The sequence below is a fragment of the Sphingomonas sp. PWP1-2 genome (genome assembly GCF_049898305.1).
GTDB lineage: Bacteria > Pseudomonadota > Alphaproteobacteria > Sphingomonadales > Sphingomonadaceae > Sphingomonas > Sphingomonas glacialis.
Genome location: NZ_JAFCXM010000004.1, coordinates 141,368 through 157,919, shown reverse-complemented (window position 1 = coordinate 157,919; position 16,552 = coordinate 141,368). Strand labels below are relative to the sequence as shown.

Here is a 16,552-nt window from a genome sequence, read left to right as displayed (position 1 = left end):
CGCCCGGCGCTCAATCGGACGAAAGCATCGCCCAATCGCCATCGAATGCCGCCTGTGCGGCGACGGCAATCGCTGCGACGGCGGCGGGATCGCCGGCCAATTCGCCCGAAAAACCAAGATTTGCGGCGATCAGCCGATCGAGCACGGTCGCGGCGCCACCCTCGGCAGCGGCGGTGGCGAGTGCGGCGGCCGCCGGGTCGAGGATCGGCACGCCGGCACGTGCGCGCTGCATCAGGAAGGCGACCCAGCAGCCAAGCGCGATGACGACATGCTGTGGCATTTCGCCGCGCGCACGATGCGCCGCGAGCGTGTCGCCGAGCCGATACGGGATCTTCTGGCTGCCATCGGCGGCGATCTGGTCGAGCCGGTGGACGATCGCGGGGTTGCGGAACCGCGCGAGCACGGCTTCGCGGTACGCATTATGGTCGAGCCCGGCGACCGGCTGCAGCGTCGGGATGATGTCTTCGCGGATCATCGCATCGACGAAGCTCGCGAGCGCGGCGTCGCCCATCGCCTCGGACACGCTGGCATGGCCGCGCAGCAACCCGGCATAAGCGAGCGTCGAATGCGACCCGTTGAGCACGCGCAACTTGGCCTGTTCATAGCCCGCGACGTTATCGGTCAGCGTCGCCCCGGCGCGCGCGAGCGCGGCGCAGACGGGGGAGCCGACATCCTCGATCACCCATTGCGTGAAGGCTTCGCGCTGGACCGCGGCGCGGTCCTCTACGCCAAGCGCGGCGGCGACGGTTTCGTACAAGGCCGCGTCGGTGGCGGGCGTGATCGAATCGACCATCGTCCCGGGGACGAGCACCTGCGCCTCGATCCAGGCGGCAAGATCGGCGTCGGTCGTGGCGGCGAACGCCACCAGCGCGGCCTTCACCTTGGCGCCGTTATTGGCGAGATTGTCGCACGGCATCATCACGAAGGGCGGGGTGCCCGCCGCGCGCCGTGCGGCGAGGCCGCCGACGATCCAGCCGATCACGCTGCGTGGTACTGCCGGCGCGGCGAGATCGTGCACCACGTCGGGATGCGCAAGATCGAGGCTGCCATCGGCTGCGAGGCAATAGCCCTTCTCGGTCACCGTCGTCGTGACGAGCTTCACCTCGGCATCGGCGAGCAGCGCCTGCGTTTCTGCAGCATCGTCGGGGCCGAGGAAGCGGCTATGCGCGCCGATCACGCGGAAGCCTGGCGCGGCATCGCGAATCGCGAGCGTGTAGAGCCCCTGCTGCGCCGACAGCGCCTCGACCGTGCCAGCGCTGCGCAGCGAGACCGCGGCGATTCCCCAGCTCGGGTCGCCATCGAGCAGCGTGTCGATATAGCTCGCCTGGTGCGCGCGGTGGAACGCGCCCGGGCCGAAATGGACAATCCCGGTGGCAGGCGGGGCGGTGCGCGCGGGGCGGGCGATCGCGGCGGGGAGCGCGTCGAGCGCGGCATACTCAAGTCGGTTCACAGCGTGACACCCCGTTTCCAGATTGCGATCTCGCGCTCGCCATTGCGTTCGGCCGCGGTCGCAGCCCCTGAGGCGATCGCGCATAGCGTCGTGGCAAGCGCTTCGGCAACCGGCGCGAAACCGTGCTCGAGCACCGCGCCGGCGTCGAAGTCGATCCAGCCGGGTTTCCGCGTCGCGAGATCGCTGTTCGACGCAATCTTGAGCGTCGGCACGGGGAAGCCGAGCGGCGTGCCCCGGCCGGTCGTGAACAGGATCGCCGTCGCCCCTGCTGCGGCGAGCGCGGTGCATGATACGGCGTCGTTGCCCGGCGCTTCGAGCAGCGTCAGCCCCGTCGCCGAAACCCGCCCGCCATAGCCGAGCACCTGCGACACCGCCGCGCGGCCCGCCTTCTGCACCGCGCCAAGCGATTTCTCCTCGAGCGTAGTGATCCCGCCCGCGATGTTGCCTGGGGAGGGGTTCTCCGAAACGGGCTCATTATGGTCGAGGAAGTAGCGTTTGAAATCGTTGACCATCGTGACGATCCCGTCGAACACGCGCTCATCGACCGCGCGGTCCATCAGCAGGCGCTCGGCGCCGAACATTTCGGGGATTTCGGTCAGCACCACGCTGCCGCCCGCCGCGACGACGCGCTCGCTGATCCGCCCGACGAGCGGGTTGGCGGTCAGCCCCGACAGCCCGTCCGACCCGCCGCACTTCACGCCCAGCACGAGGCGGTCGAGCCCGACCGTGCTGCGCTCGGCGCGCGCGAGCGCGACGAGCTCGGCGACCTTGGCGACGCCTTCGTCGATTTCGTCGCCAGCAAGCTGCGTCACCAGCGTGCGCACCATCGGGCGCCGCGCCGCCGGGATTTCCTCGAGCAACGCGGCGATCTGGTTCGATTCGCAGCCGAGCCCGACGATCAGCACGCCACCGGCATTGGGATGGCAGGCAAGCGCGGCGAGGATGCTGCGCGTCCCGTCGAGATCGTCGCCAAGCTGCGAACAGCCGAACGGGTGCGTGAAGGCGTGGACGCCGTCGATCGCGCCGTCGCCGCTCGCGTCTGCCAGCGCCGCATCGGCGAGCGCGGCGATTCGCGTTGCGGTGCGCGCGACGCAGCCGACGGTCGGCAGCACCCAGATTTCGTTGCGTGTCGCGACTCGGCCGTCGGCGCGGACATAGCCCTGGAAGGTCGCGTCGTCTGGCTCGGCCGGCGGCGAGGCGACTGCGCCGGGCGTGAAGCGATAGTCGAGCGTCCCGTCGAGCGCGGTCGCAAGATTGTGCGCATGGACGTGCGCGCCGACCGCGATGTCGGCGGTGGCGGTGCCGATCGGGAAGCCGAACTTGATCACGGGAGCGCCCTTGGCGATCGGCAGAATGGCGATCTTGTGGCCGCTCGGTGTGTCGGCCAGCGCCGTCACCTGCTGCGTTCCGAAGGTGAGCGTATCGCCGGCAAACGCGGGCTCGACCAGCGTCGCCACGGTGTCGTCGGGATGGATCAGAAGCGCTTTTGGCACGGCAAAGGTCTTTCGGTAACCGGTATCAGCGCTGTGCCCCAGCGCGCGCGCGCTTGGCAAGGCTTGCCCGTGTTTTGGTCAGGCCACTAGCCAAGCCCGCCCCGGGGCGATTATGTCATGGCCGATGAAGAGCAGCGGACAAACGACGATCAACGATGTCGCGCGGATCGCGGGCGTTTCGAAGAAGACCGTCAGCCGGGTGATCAACCGCTCGCCGCTGCTCAACGACGATACGCGCCGCCGTGTCGAGGATGTCATCGCCGAGCTCGCCTACATCCCCAATCCGCAGGCGCGCGCATTGGCGCTGCGGCGCAATTTCCTGATCGGGCTCGTCCACGACAATCCCAACGCGCAGATGGTGATGAACGTCCAGCAGGGCATTCTCGAAGCGCTGCACGGCACCGAATTCGAGCTGGTGGTGCGCCCGGTCGATCGCGGATCGGCGACGATGCTGGTCGATCTGCGCCATTTCCTCGAGCGTCAACGGCTGTTCGGGCTCGTCCTGCTCCCGCCGATCAGCGAGAACGACACGATCGCCAAGCTGTGCGCCGAGATCGGCTGTCGCTATGTCCGCATGGGCTCGGCGCGGCTCGACGATGACGATCACATGGTCGCGTCGAACGATTGCGAGGCGGTGCGCGGCGCGACCGAATATCTCATCGCGCAGGGGCATCGCCGGATCGGGCTGATCGCCGGGCCGCACGGCTTCCGCTCGGCGCGCGAGCGGCGATTGGGCTTCGAGCAAGCGCTCGCCGATGCCGGAATCGCCTTGCCGCGCAGCATGATTGCCGACGGTACGTACACCTTCGAATCGGGGCTGACCGCGGCCGAGCGGCTGCTCGACCTGATGCCGCGTCCGACCGCGATCTTCGCGTGCAACGACGAGATGGCGGCGGGCGTGATGCACGCCGCGCGGCAACGCGGGCTCGATATCCCGAAGGATCTGTCGATCGTCGGGTTCGACGATACGCCCGTTGCCGCGCATGTCTGGCCGCCGCTGACGACGGTGCGCTGGCCGATCGCTTCGATGGCGCGCTCCGCCGCACTCAAATTGACCGCAGGGCTCGACGGCGAGGATATCGTCGAGGAGCCCTCGCTCTTCCTGTCGACGCTGATCCGCCGCGCGTCGGTGGCGGCGCCAAGCCATTAGCGAATTTGCGGCGCGATCTTGCGACGCACCCTGACACCGGTTACCAAGCCCGCAAAGACAAGCGGGGAGGGAGATGATGATGCCACGACCACTCGACCTGAACCCCGATCGCCTCTTCCCGAGCGACCCCGCGACGCGCGCGATCGCGCGCACGCTGTATGCCGAAATCGCCGACCTGCCGATCGTCAGCCCGCACGGCCACACCGATGCCGGCTGGTTCGCCGACGACGCAGCCTGGAGCGACGCCACCGCGCTGCTGCTCGCGCCCGATCATTACATCTTCCGCATGCTCTACAGCCAGGGCGTCGACCTCGACGCGCTGGCGATCCCGAGCCGCGCGGGCGTCCCCGCGACCGATCCGCGCGAAGCGTGGCGGCTGTTCGCGCAGAACGTGCATCTCTTCCGCGGCACGCCGTCGCGCCTCTGGCTCGACCATGTCTTTGCCGAGGTGTTCGGCTTCGACGTCGCGCTCGATGCGACCACCGCAGATCTGTATTACGACACGATCGCCGAGAAGCTTGCCAGCGCGGCGTTCCGGCCGCGCGCGCTGTTCGATCGCTTCAAGATCGATTTCCTCGCGACGACCGAAGGTCCGCAGGATGATCTCGGCGCGCATCACCGGATCCGCGCGTCGGGCTGGCAGGGCCGTGTCGTCACGACGTATCGCCCCGATGGCGTGATCGACGTCGAGCATGAGCAATTCGGTCGCGCGATGACGCGCTTCGCCGAACTGACCGGCGAGGACGTCCATAGCTGGACCGGCTATCTCGCCGCGCACCGCAAGCGCCGCGCCGATTTCCGCGCGGCGGGTGCGACCGCGACCGACCACGGCCATCCGACCGCCGCCACCGCCAACCTGACGCCGCATGAGGCCGAGGCGCTGTTTGCAAAGATCGTCGGCGGCAGCTGGACCCCGGCCGATGCCGAGCTGTTCCGCGCGCAGATGCTGACCGAGATGGCGGCGATGTCGGTCGAGGACGGGATGGTGATGCAGCTCCACCCGGGGAGTTTCCGCAACCACAATGCCGGCCTGTTCGCGAGCCACGGCCGCGACAAGGGCGCCGACATTCCGATGCGCACCGATTACGTCAATGCGCTGAAACCGCTGCTCGATCGCTTCGGCACCTCGACCGCGCTGTCGATCATCCTCTTCACGCTCGACGAAAGCGTCTACGCGCGAGAATTGGCGCCGCTCGCCGGGCATTATCCGTGCCTCAAGCTCGGGCCGTCGTGGTGGTTCCATGACAGCCCCGAGGGGATGCGGCGCTTCCGCGAGATGACCACCGAGACCGCAGGTTTCTACAACACCGTCGGCTTCAACGACGACACGCGCGCCTTCCTGTCGATCCCAGCGCGGCACGATGTCGCGCGGCGGATCGATTGCGGCTTCCTCGCGCAGCTCGTCGCCGAGCACCGGCTCGAGGATTGGGAAGCCGTCGAGCTCGCGCACGAGCTGACCAGCGGCCTCGTCCGCCGCGCCTACCGTATCGACCAACCCGAAGCCGCCGCCAAAGCGGCCTGACCCCGGAGAGCCTCCCCATGTTCGACCGTACCTATTACGCCACGCATCCCGACATGATGGAATGCGTCTCGAATGACGAATTGCGCGATCGCTATTTGATCCAGGACCTGTTCCGCGCGGGCGAATGCGTGCTCAATTACACGCATGCCGAGCGCTTCGTGATCGGCGGCGTCGCGGTGGCGGGCGGCGCGGTCAAGCTGCCCGACCAGACGGAACCGGCCTCGGCGGCGGGGCATCCCTTCCTCGAGCGCCGCGAACTGGCGATCGTCAATGTCGGCAAGGCCGGGGGCACCGTCACCGTCGATGGCGAGGCGTTCACGCTCGGCAACAAGGATTGCCTGTATGTGACGATGGGCGCGAAGGACGTGCAGTTTTCGGGCGACGGCGCGCGCTTCTATCTGGCGTCGTGCCCGGCGCACAAGGCGTTCACGACCAAGCTGATCTCGACCAAGGATGCGACCGCGCTCGAGCGTGGTAGCCTCGCCGAGTCGAACGAGCGGACGATCTTCCAGATGGTCATTCCCGGCATCTGCGACAGCGCGCAGCTGGTGATGGGCCTGACCGTGCTCAAGCCGGGCTCGGTGTGGAACACGATGCCGCCGCACATCCACGAGCGCCGCAGCGAAATCTATTTCTACTTCGAGCTCGACGATCTCGAGAAGGATCGCGTGTTCCATTACATGGGCGAGGGTGAAGCGACCCGTCACATCGTGATGGCGAACGAGGAGGCGGTGATCTCGCCGCCGTGGTCGATCCATATGGGGTCGGGCACCAAGGCGTACGCTTTCATCTGGGCGATGGCGGGCGAGAACCAGGATTATACCGACATGAACGTGCTGGATATCTGCCAGCTGGCGTAGCGCAGCCTGCTCCCCTCCCGCTTGCGGGAGGGGCGGGGGGAGGGCAGTCGCAAAGGAGCGCGCCCTCTCCATTCCCTCCCCTAGCCCCTCCCGCACGCGGGAGGGGAGGAGAAGAACAATGACCAATCCCTTCGATCTCACCGACAAGGTCGCCATCGTCACCGGCGCCAATACCGGCATCGGCCAGGCGATCGCCGTCGCGCTTGCCGCGGCGGGCGCCGACGTCGCCTGTGTCGGCCGCACCCCCGCCGAGGAGACCGTGGCGCAGATCCGCGCGCTCGGGCGCCGCGCCGAAATCGTCTCGGCCGATCTCTCGACGATCGCGCCTGTGCAAAGAGTCGTGGACGAAACCGTGGAAAAGCTCGGCGGGCTCGACATTCTCATCAACAATGCCGGTATCATTCGCCGCGCCGACGCGGTCGATTTCACCGAGGCGGATTGGGACGCGGTGATCGACACCAACCTAAAGTCGGTGTTCTTCCTGTGCCAGGCGGCCGGGCGCCACATGATCGCCAACGGCGGCGGCAAGATCGTCAACATCGCCTCGATGCTGACCTTCCAGGGCGGCATTCGCGTGCCGAGCTACACTGCGTCGAAGAGCGGGATCGGCGGCCTCACCAAGCTGCTCGCCAACGAATGGGCGGGCAAGGGGATCAACGTCAACGCGATCGCCCCTGGCTACATCGCCACCAACAACACCGCGGCGCTGCAAGCCGACGAAAGCCGCAACCGCTCGATCCTCGAGCGCATTCCGGCGGGCAAATGGGGCGATGCGAGCGATCTCGGCGGCGCGGCGGTGTTTCTGTGCAGTGCGGCGGCGGCCTATGTGCAAGGGCATATCCTTGCGGTCGATGGCGGCTGGCTCGCACGGTAAAGAGCCGCGACTGTCACCCCGGGCTTGTCCCGGGGTCCACCGTGCCGCACGCGTGGGGTCGAGTTTAGGAGTGGACCCCGGCACGAGGCCGGGGTGACGGTTGGGGATTGGGTGACATGACGTTTCTGGCTTTCGGCGAACTCATGCTGCGTCTGTCGCCGCCGGGGCGCGAGCTGTTGATGCAGACCCCCAAGCTCGACGTGTGGATCGCGGGCGCCGAGGCCAATGTCGCGAGCGCACTCGCCCGGCTCGGCCACGACGTTGCGGTCGCGAGTGCGGTGCCCGACAACGATCTCGGCCGCGCCGCGCTGACCAGCCTGCGCGGGTCGGGGGTCGACACCAAGGGCATCCTGCTGCGCGGCGAGCGGATGGGATTGTATTTCGTCACCTCGGGCGCGGGCCTGCGCGCGACCGAAGTGATCTACGACCGCGCCTATTCCTCCTTTGCCGAAACCCCGACCGAAGCGTGGGACTGGGATGCGCTGCTCGACGGTGTCGATCGGCTGCATCTGTCGGGCATCACCCCCGCGCTCGGACCTGTCCCCGCCGCCAGCGCGATCGCCGCGGCGGAAGCGGCGGCGGCCAAGGGCATCGCGATCTCGTTCGACGGCAATTGGCGCGGCAAATTGTGGGAGCGCTGGGACAGCGACCCGCGCGGTATCCTCACGCAATTGGTCGCGCATGCCGACCTCATGTTCGGCAACCACCGCGACATCGCGCTGCTGCTCGATCGCGACTTCGGCAGCGATGGCGAGGATCGCCGACGCGAAGCCGTCGACGCGGCGTTCGCGGCCTTTCCCAAGCTCCAGACGATCGCCTCGACCGCGCGGCATGTCGAACATGTCGACCTCCACCGCCTGTCGGCGCGGATCGATACGCGCGAGGGGCATGCGCAGACCGAGGAAGTCGTGCTCGCCGGGATCGTCGACCGGATCGGTGGCGGCGATGCGTTTGCCGCCGGCGTGCTCCACGCCTTGCGGCGCGGTGGCGACATTGGCGAGGCGGCCAGGACTGGCCTCGCGCTCGCCGCGCTGAAGCATTCGCTGCCGGGCGATGCTTCCTTGTTCCGCCAGTCCGATATCGATGCGTATCTGGCGGGCGGGCTCGATGTCCGCCGCTGAGCTGACGCGCCGCACGCTGCTCGGCAGCGGCGCGGCGACGCTGGCGCTCGGGGCGAGCGGGTTGCGCGCGGCGGGACCAGCCGCGACGCGCATTGCGTGTCAGGCCGGCCGCTTCGAGGGCGTCCGGGACGGCACTACGGTTGCGTATCGCGGCATCCGCTACGGCCGCGCCGAGCGCTTTCGCGCGCCGACGCCGTTCCGCTACGGCAGCGACGTCCACCGCGCCGATCAGTTCGGCCCGGTCGCGCCGCAGAGCGGAACCGGCTACGGCGCGCAATCCGAGGACTGCCTGTTCCTCAACATCTGGACCGGCCCGGGCGCGGCGCGCGCGAAGCCGGTGCTGCTCTACATCCATGGCGGGGCCTATTCGAACGGCAGCGTCACCGATCCGCTCAACGACGGTGCGACGCTTGCGGCGCGCGCCGATGTCGTCGTCGTCACGGTCAACCACCGGCTCAATGCGCTCGGCTATCTCTATCTCGCGCGGCTCGATCCGCGCTTTGCCGACAGCGGCAATGCCGGGCAGCTCGATCTGATCCTCGCGCTCAAATGGGTACGCGACAATATCGCGGCATTCGGCGGCGACCCGAACCGCGTGATGGTGTTCGGCCAATCGGGTGGCGGCGCGAAGATCGCCACAATGCTGGGGATGCCCGCCGCACGCGGCCTGTTCCAGCGTGCCGCGACGATGAGCGGGCAGCAAGTCACCGCCTCGGGCCCGCTCAACGCGACGGCGCGTACACGCGCCTATCTCGCCAAGCTCGGGGTCGACGAGCGCAACCTCGCGCCATTGCTCGCCATGCCGCCCGAACGGCTCGTCGCCGCGCTCGACGCGACCGATCCGATCCTCGGCGGCGGGGTCTATTTCGGGCCGGTGCTCGACATGAAATGGCTGGTGCGGCACCCGTTCTGGCCCGACGCCAATCCGCAGGGGCTCGGCATTCCGCTGATCCTCGGCAATGTCCGCGACGAGACGCGGGGTTTCATCGCGATCGACGGTCCCAAATTAAAGGGCCTCAGCTGGGACAATATCGCCGCGCGGATGGCGCCCGAATTGCGGATCGATGTGCTTCCCGAATGGGTCGTGTCCGAATATCGCGCGCATTTCCCCGATTGGTCGCCGGTCGACGTGTTCTACGGCGCGACCACGGCGGGGCGGAGCTGGCGCGGGCAAGTGATCGAGGCCGAGGCGCGTGCGCGTGCCGGGGCGCCGGCCTGGGTCTATCAAGTCAATTTCGGGTCGCGCACCGATCCGCGGCGCGGCGCCTTCCATACGATGGACATCCCGCTGGTGTTCGGGACGCTCGGTGCACGCGGGTCGCAGACGGGCACGGGCGCTGACGCGCGCGCTGCATCGCAGGCGCTGCAGGACAGTTTCGTCGCACTCGCCAAGAGCGGCGATCCCAACCATGCCGGCTTGCCCGCCTGGCCGCGCTACGACCTGACGCAGCGCGCGACGATGATGATCGATGCGGTGTCGCAGCGCGCCGACGATCCCCGCCGCTGGCAGCGCGAACTGTTTGCGCGCGTGCCCTATATCCAGCCGGGGAGCTGACTCAAAAACGGCGTTGACACCGGTTACCAAAGGCGACATTTAAGCGTCAGGACGAGATCGCCGCAGAGCGACCGTCGGGCAGGAGAGGTGCCATGCGCCGCACAGGCGCGCATTTTCCTCTCCTGTTCGCTGATCCGACGCTCCACCGCGGAGCCGGCCCAGCAACCGGTGTCAATCACCGCCGCGCGACGACGCATGGCGGTTAGGGGGGATGAGAAATGAGCACGCTTTCCAAGGGCCTGAAGCTGCAGCACGGTGTCTCGGTCGGCGCGATCGTCACCGCCTTGCTGCTCCCCGCCGCCGCGCTGGCGCAAGCCGCGCCGGGTTCGCCCGCGCAGCCGGTTGGCGCGCCCCCGGTCGAAAGCCAGGCTGCCGACACGGCCGCCGATGCGACCGGGCAGGACATCGTCGTCACCGGCTTCCGCCAGTCGCTCCAGGCGGCGCTCAACGTGAAGAAGAATTCGGTTGCCGCGGTCGATTCGATCGTCGCCGAAGACATCGCCAAATTCCCCGATCAGAACCTCGCCGAGTCGCTCCAGCGCATCCCCGGCATCTCGATCCAGCGCGACGCGGGCGAAGGCCGCGCGATCACCGTGCGCGGCCTCGGCGCGCAATTCACCCGCGTCCGCGTCAACGGGATGGAGACAGTCGCGACCTCGACCGACGGCGCGAGCGCCAACCGCGACCGCGCGTTTGATTTCAACGTCTTCGCCTCGGAGCTGTTCAGCTCGCTCGTCGTCCACAAGACCGCCGAAGCTTCGCTCGACGAAGGCTCGCTCGGCGCTGTCGTCGATCTCAACACCGGCAACCCGCTCGGCGGCAAGAAGGCCGGATTCACCGGCGCGCTGTCGGTGCAGGGATCGTACAATACACTGTCGAAGACGACCGGCCCCCGGGTCGCTGGCCTGCTGTCGTGGCGCAACGATGCCGGCACCTTCGGCGCATCGGTTTCGGGCGCCTATTCGAAGCTCGATACGCTTGAGCTCGGCAACAACACGACGCGCTGGGCGCAGGCGCAGTTCGATTCGGTCAACGGCACGCCGTGCTATTACAATACGAGCGGTACGGGGGCGGCGCAGGTCTTCACCACGCCCGCGGCGAACAGCGGCGGCGTCTACCGCTCGAGCGCGGTGTGCGACAAGGCATCGCTGGCGTTCCACCCGCGCATCCCGCGCTACGGGGTGATCAAGCACAACCGCGAGCGGCTCGGGCTTACTGGGAGCGTCCAGTTCGCGCCGACCGAGAAGACCAAAATCTCGATCGACGGGCTCTATTCGAAGTTCAAGGAAACGCGCGAGGAGCAATGGGTCGAGGTGCTTTTGCGGAGCAACGAGCGGTCGATCGACTTGGTCAATCCGGTCTATGACGCGAACAACAATCTGATCTCCTCGACGCTCAATGACGCCTACAACCGCAACGAACATTATCTGCGCAAGTCGAGCACCGAATTCTACCAGATCGGCGGCACGTGGGATCAGGATGTCACCGATAAACTCCGCTTCACGCTGCTCGGCGGCGTGTCGAAGTCGGATGCAAGCATTCCGGTCGAGACCACTATCCTGTTCGATAACAAGGCGGCGCAGGGGTATCAGTACGACTATACCAACATGAGGAGCCCGAAGCTGACCTTCGGCGGCAATGTCGCCGATCCGACCAGCTACCAGCTCTCCGAAATCCGCGATCGCCCGTCCGATACGGTCAACAAGTTCCGCACCGCGCAGCTGCGCGGCGAATGGGACGTCGCCGAGGGTTTCCAGATCAAGGCGGGCGGCGTCTATCGCAAATTCAGCTTCGATACCGCCGGCTTCACCCGCGACACCGTGGTGTGCGGCAATGGCGGCAAGGATCTCGTACTCGGCACGCTGAACTGCTCGCCGACGAGCGCGATCGCGCCGGGGTCGGTGTACGGCTTCCCGGTGACCTCGGCATTGGCCGATATCGTAAGCCTCGGTTCGGCCGGGCAGCCGGCGGGTACGACCACGCAATTTGCCATCGCCAACATTCCTGCGGCGGCGGCCTACACCAACCTCTACAGCCGGACCCCGGTCGTCGATCCGGGCAACACGCGCAGCGTCTCGGAAGAGGTCAAGGGCGCCTATCTCGAGTTCGACACCAAGGGCGAGCTTTTCGGCCTGCGCTACGCCTTCAACGCAGGCGTGCGCTATGCAAAGACCAATCAGGTCTCGACCGGAATCATCAACAGCGCGACGCTGACGGTGAAGCGCGATTATGACGACTGGCTGCCATCGCTTAACGTGGCGCTGTATCCGACCGAGAACATCATCGTGCGCGGCGCGGTCGCCAAGGTGATGACTCGTCCCACGCTCGGCAATCTAACGCCAGGCGGCTCGGCCGATGGCAACAACTTCCGGATCACCAACGGCAACCCGTTCCTCGATCCGTTCCGCGCGACTGCCTATGATCTTGCGATCGAATGGTATTTCGCGCCGCAGTCGATCGCATCGGTCGCGGTGTTCAAGAAATCGATCGACAGTTTCCCGGTGTCGAACAGCGTCACGCAGACGCTCGCCGAGGCGGGGCTGACGCGCGACGTGCTGCTGCCGAGCTCGGCTGGCTACATCCGGAACGATCCGACCCAGCTCTACACCGTCTCGAACACGATCAACGGGACCGGGGCATCGCTCAAGGGGATCGAGCTGTCGGTGCAGGCGCCGTTCAAATTCCTGCCGGGCTTCCTCAAGAATTTCGGTGGGATCGCCAACGCGACCTTCATCGACAGCACGGCGAGCTACGGCGTGGTCGGGCCATCGACGCTGGTGTGCGCGACGCAGTTCACCTGCCGGCTCGTCGCGCCGGCCGCGGTGCAGCGGACCTCGACGCTGTTCGGGCTGTCGAAAAAGGCGTTTAACGGCACGCTCTATTATGAGGACAGCAAGTTCAGCGCGCGCGGCTCGATCAGCTATCGCGGGCCGTATGTCGACCAGAATAGCGGCACCGGCAACGTGTTCGAAGGCTATAACGCCACGACCAATATCGATGCGTCGGTGCGCTATCGCTTCACCAAATGGCTCGAGCTGTCGATCGAGGGCACCAACCTCACCGATACCTATCGCGATCGCTATACCGATCTCGATGCGAACCGGAATTACGAGAACAACCATTTCGGCCGCACGATCATTTTCGGCGCGCGCATGAAGCTCTGACCTAGAGCGCGTTTCCTCCCCTCGCGGACGGTGCTGGGTTCGGCATCGTCCGTTTTTGTTTCGGGCGCGCGCCGCGGCTCGACGGTCGCGGGTTTGTCGACCGCTTCCGGTCTGGGCACGGGCGCGGCGGCTCGGCTAGGAGAGTATGATGATTGATGTCGGACTGATCGGGTACGGGCTCGCCGGAGCCTCCTTCCATGCGCCGTTGATCAGCGCGGTGCCGGGGCTGCGGCTGGCGGGGGTGGTGACCTCGCGTGCCGCGGCGGTGGCGCGCGACTGGCCGCAGGCGAAGGCGGTGGGCGATGCCGATGTGCTGTTCGCCGATCCCGATATCGGCCTGGTGGTGATCGCCACGCCCGACCATCTCCATGCCCCGCTCGCCAAGGCGGCGCTCGAAGCGGGCAAGCCGGTCGTGATCGACAAGCCGTTCGTCACCGATCCCGCCGATGGCGCGGCGCTCATCGCGCTCGCCGAGGCGAAGGGGCTGATGCTGTCGGCGTTCCACAATCGCCGCTGGGATGCCGACTTCCTGACCGCGCGAGCGCTGGTCGATGCCGGGACGCTCGGTGACATCGCGCTCGCCGAATTGCGCTGGGACCGCTTTCGCCCGGCGATCAAGCCCGGCTGGCGCGAAACCGCGGGGGCGGGGCTGCTCAACGATCTCGGCCCGCATCTGCTCGACCAGGCGCTGCAGCTGTTCGGCATGCCCGAGGCGCTGACTGCGGACCTCGTCGCCCAGCGTGCTGCGGCGACGACCGAGGATTATTTCGAACTCACGCTGCACTATGGCGCGCGTCGGGTGATCGTCTCGGCGGCAACCTTGCTCGCGGCACCGCGGCCGCGCTTCGCGCTGCACGGGACGGGCGGGAGCTTCGTCAAACATGGCATCGACCCGCAAGAAGCCGTGCTGCGCGCGGGGCTGCCGCCGACTACGGCGGGATTCGGCGAAGATGCGCCCGAGGCTTATGGCACGCTGACCGATGCCGACGGCGTCGCGCGCGCGGTGCCGAGCGAACGGGGCGACTGGCGGGGCTATTACGAAGGGGTCGTGGCGGCGATCACCACGGGCGCGGCGGCGCCGGTCCCGGCGGAGGAAGCGCTGACGGTCATGCGCTTGATCGCGCTTGCGCGCGAAAGTGCCGCGGGCGGACGGAGGCTTGCTATTTAAGCCTGCTTGTTGCGCGTGTCGGCGGTGGATTGAGTTCGCGCAGAGGCGCAGCGGACGCAGAGCGAGAGGGTTGCCGGCGGCAGCCCGCCCCACTTTCGTACCGCACGTGCTGGCAGTCGCTTCCTCGCTTCGCGCCCTACCCCTCTGCGTCCTCTGCGCGAACCCAGCCCGTTCGATCGAACGCGCGACGCCCCTGTCAGCGCGCCAAAGCCCCATGTTCGATATGCGGCAGCACATGCCGCGCGAACAGATCCGCCTCGGCCGCATGCGGGTAGCCCGAGAGGATGAACGCCTCGATCCCCATCTTGCGATAGGCGTTGAGCTTGGCGAGCACTTGGTCGGGATCGCCGACGATCGCAGCCCCACAGCCCGAGCGCGCACGCCCGACGCCGGTCCACAGATTGGCCTCGGCATAGCCGTCGTCCGACGCGCCTTCGCGCAAAGCGGCCTGCGCCGCGACGCCAGCCGAGGTCGAATCGAGCGACTTCGCCCGGATCGCCGCGCCTTCGGCAGCGTCGAGCTTCGACAGCAAGCGGTCGGCGGCGGTGCGCGACTCGGCTTCGCTGTCGCGGACGATGACATGCGCGCGGTAACCGAACTTCAGCGTGCGGCCGTGCGCGGCGGCGCGCGCGGTCATGTCGGCGATGATGCCGGCAACGACTTCCTGCTTGTCGGGCCACATCAGGAACACGTCGCAGCCCTTGGCCGCTGCTTCGCGCGCGTCGGGCGAGAGTCCGCCGAAGTATAGCAGCGGTGCCTTGCCCGAAACGGTGCCGATGCGTGGCGGATCGATCTTCAATTTCCAGAACTCGCCGTCATGGTCGAGCGGCTCGCCGTTGAGTAGCGTCTTGAGGATCTGCATCGCCTCGACCGTGCGCGCATAACGCGGCGCCGAGCCGAGCGTTTCGCCGGGCATGTCCGACGAGATGATGTTGACGGTGAGCCGCCCGCCAAGCAGCCGGTCGATCGTCGCGATCTGGCGCGCGAGCTGTGGCGGCCAGGTCTCGCCGATCCGCACCGCCATCAGCAGCGCCATGCGCTTGAGCATCGGTGCGATCGCCGCGGCGAAGGCGGTCGTGTCGATGCCGAGCTGATAGCCCGAGGGGAGCAGGATATTGTCGAACCCGCCGCTTTCGGCCTGGAGCACGATGTCGCGGCAATGTTCCCAGCTCGACTTGAGCTTGGCGTCGGGGACGCCGAGAAATTCGTAATCGTCATCGCACAGCGCCGAGAACCAGCTGATCTCGCAGGGCGGGAGCGCGCTCATGGCAGCTTCTCCCCGCGTGCGGCGACGAGCACGTCGTACCACGTCTGGCGGGTGAACTTGACCTTGTAGACGTCGGCAATCTCGCCGATCCGCCCGACATTCTGCGTGCCGACGATCGGGATCACGCGCGCCGGGTGCGCCATGATCCACGCATAGGTCGCTGCCGCGCGCGACACGCCCGCCGCGTTGGCGACGACATCGAGCGCCGCTGCGACATTCCTGGACCGATCGTCCTCGGGTGCGCCAAGCCGCCCGCCGCCGAGCGGCGACCAGGCGAGCACGGCCATGTCGCGCTCCATCGCGAGATCGAGCAGGCCGTTGGTGATCGGCTCGAGCTCGAGCGGCGAGAATTCGGGCTGGACGGTCGCGAGCGGAATCGTCAGCAGCGCGGCGAGCGCCTGCGTCTGTGCGATCGTGTAGTTCGAAACGCCGACCGCGCGGACCTTGCCGCTGGAAACCATTTCCTCGAGCGTGCGCGCCACTTCCTGCGGATGCGCGAGAATGTCGGGGCGGTGGATCTGGTACAGATCGACCTGCTCGACCTGCAGCCGCTTGAGCGAGGTCTCGAGCGCTCGCATCAGATAGGTGCGGCTCGAATCATAGGGCACGGGCGGGGTAATCCCGCCCTTGGTAGCGAGCACCATCCGGTCGCGCATTCCCGGCGTCGCGCTGAAGATCTGCCCGAGCAGCGACTCGGCATCGCCGAACCCGCCGCTGCCGTTGAAGCCGTAGATGTCGGCGGTGTCGAACAGCGTGACGCCAGCGGCAAACGCCGCCTCGATCAGCGCGCTGCCCTCGGCCGGAGTGACGCCGGCGAAACGCCACATCCCCCAGGCAATCGGCGAGATCATGATTCCGCTCTTGCCGAGCGGACGCATTTCGGGTGTAAGTGTGATTTCAGACATCGTTGTCATATGAGGCGAATCCC

Annotated in this window: 12 protein-coding genes; 8 read left to right on the top strand and 4 right to left on the bottom strand. The window is 67.3% G+C overall.

What is annotated here, in order from left to right; genetic code table 11:
- Nucleotides 1-10: 10 nt before the first annotated feature.
- Both ACP7C5_RS11710 and ACP7C5_RS11705 read right to left on the bottom strand, forming a co-directional pair.
- A complete protein-coding gene (locus ACP7C5_RS11710; protein ID WP_426264385.1) occupies nt 11-1,450 on the bottom strand; it encodes a mannitol dehydrogenase family protein in 1,440 nt (479 codons plus the stop codon).
- Complete coding sequence (locus tag ACP7C5_RS11705) at nt 1,447-2,943, bottom strand: UxaA family hydrolase (protein WP_426264384.1); 1,497 nt, start codon at nt 2,941-2,943, stop codon at nt 1,447-1,449. Before ACP7C5_RS11705 ends, ACP7C5_RS11710 begins: the two co-directional genes overlap by 4 nt.
- A gap of 124 nt (nt 2,944-3,067) precedes the next feature.
- Here ACP7C5_RS11705 and ACP7C5_RS11700 point away from each other — a divergent pair, with 124 nt between their 5' ends.
- The 8 genes from ACP7C5_RS11700 (at nt 3,068) to ACP7C5_RS11665 (ending at nt 14,357) form a co-directional block, all read left to right on the top strand.
- Nucleotides 3,068-4,093 carry a LacI family DNA-binding transcriptional regulator gene (locus ACP7C5_RS11700; protein ID WP_140850830.1) on the top strand — a complete coding sequence of 342 codons (1,026 nt, stop codon included), beginning with the start codon at nt 3,068-3,070 and terminating at the stop codon, nt 4,091-4,093.
- Between the two features lie 79 nt (nt 4,094-4,172).
- Entirely contained in the window at nt 4,173-5,615 is a 1,443-nt protein-coding gene (uxaC, locus tag ACP7C5_RS11695; protein ID WP_426264383.1) for a glucuronate isomerase, read from the top strand.
- 17 nt (nt 5,616-5,632) lie between these two features.
- Nucleotides 5,633-6,475, top strand: coding sequence for a 5-dehydro-4-deoxy-D-glucuronate isomerase (kduI, locus tag ACP7C5_RS11690; protein WP_426264382.1), 843 nt, complete (start codon nt 5,633-5,635; stop codon nt 6,473-6,475).
- Nucleotides 6,476-6,593: 118 nt separating this feature from the next.
- A complete protein-coding gene (gene kduD, locus ACP7C5_RS11685; protein ID WP_426264381.1) occupies nt 6,594-7,349 on the top strand; it encodes a 2-dehydro-3-deoxy-D-gluconate 5-dehydrogenase KduD in 756 nt (251 codons plus the stop codon).
- A gap of 116 nt (nt 7,350-7,465) precedes the next feature.
- Nucleotides 7,466-8,470, top strand: coding sequence for a sugar kinase (locus ACP7C5_RS11680; protein ID WP_426264380.1), 1,005 nt, complete (start codon nt 7,466-7,468; stop codon nt 8,468-8,470).
- The gene (locus ACP7C5_RS11675) at nt 8,457-10,025 is read left to right on the top strand and encodes a carboxylesterase/lipase family protein (RefSeq protein ID WP_426264379.1); all 1,569 of its coding nucleotides are present in this window, start codon (nt 8,457-8,459) and stop codon (nt 10,023-10,025) included. Before ACP7C5_RS11680 ends, ACP7C5_RS11675 begins: the two co-directional genes overlap by 14 nt.
- 218 nt (nt 10,026-10,243) lie before the next feature.
- Entirely contained in the window at nt 10,244-13,189 is a 2,946-nt protein-coding gene (locus ACP7C5_RS11670; RefSeq protein ID WP_426264378.1) for a TonB-dependent receptor, read from the top strand.
- A gap of 148 nt (nt 13,190-13,337) precedes the next feature.
- A complete protein-coding gene (locus ACP7C5_RS11665; protein ID WP_426264377.1) occupies nt 13,338-14,357 on the top strand; it encodes an oxidoreductase in 1,020 nt (339 codons plus the stop codon).
- Between the two features lie 196 nt (nt 14,358-14,553).
- Here the strand turns inward: ACP7C5_RS11665 and ACP7C5_RS11660 are convergent, their stop codons facing one another.
- Nucleotides 14,554-15,624: an LLM class flavin-dependent oxidoreductase gene (locus tag ACP7C5_RS11660; RefSeq protein WP_426264376.1), complete on the bottom strand. Its 1,071-nt coding sequence runs from the start codon at nt 15,622-15,624 to the stop codon at nt 14,554-14,556.
- Nucleotides 15,621-16,529: an aldo/keto reductase gene (locus ACP7C5_RS11655; RefSeq protein WP_426264614.1), complete on the bottom strand. Its 909-nt coding sequence runs from the start codon at nt 16,527-16,529 to the stop codon at nt 15,621-15,623. Before ACP7C5_RS11655 ends, ACP7C5_RS11660 begins: the two co-directional genes overlap by 4 nt.
- Nucleotides 16,530-16,552 lie beyond the last annotated feature (23 nt).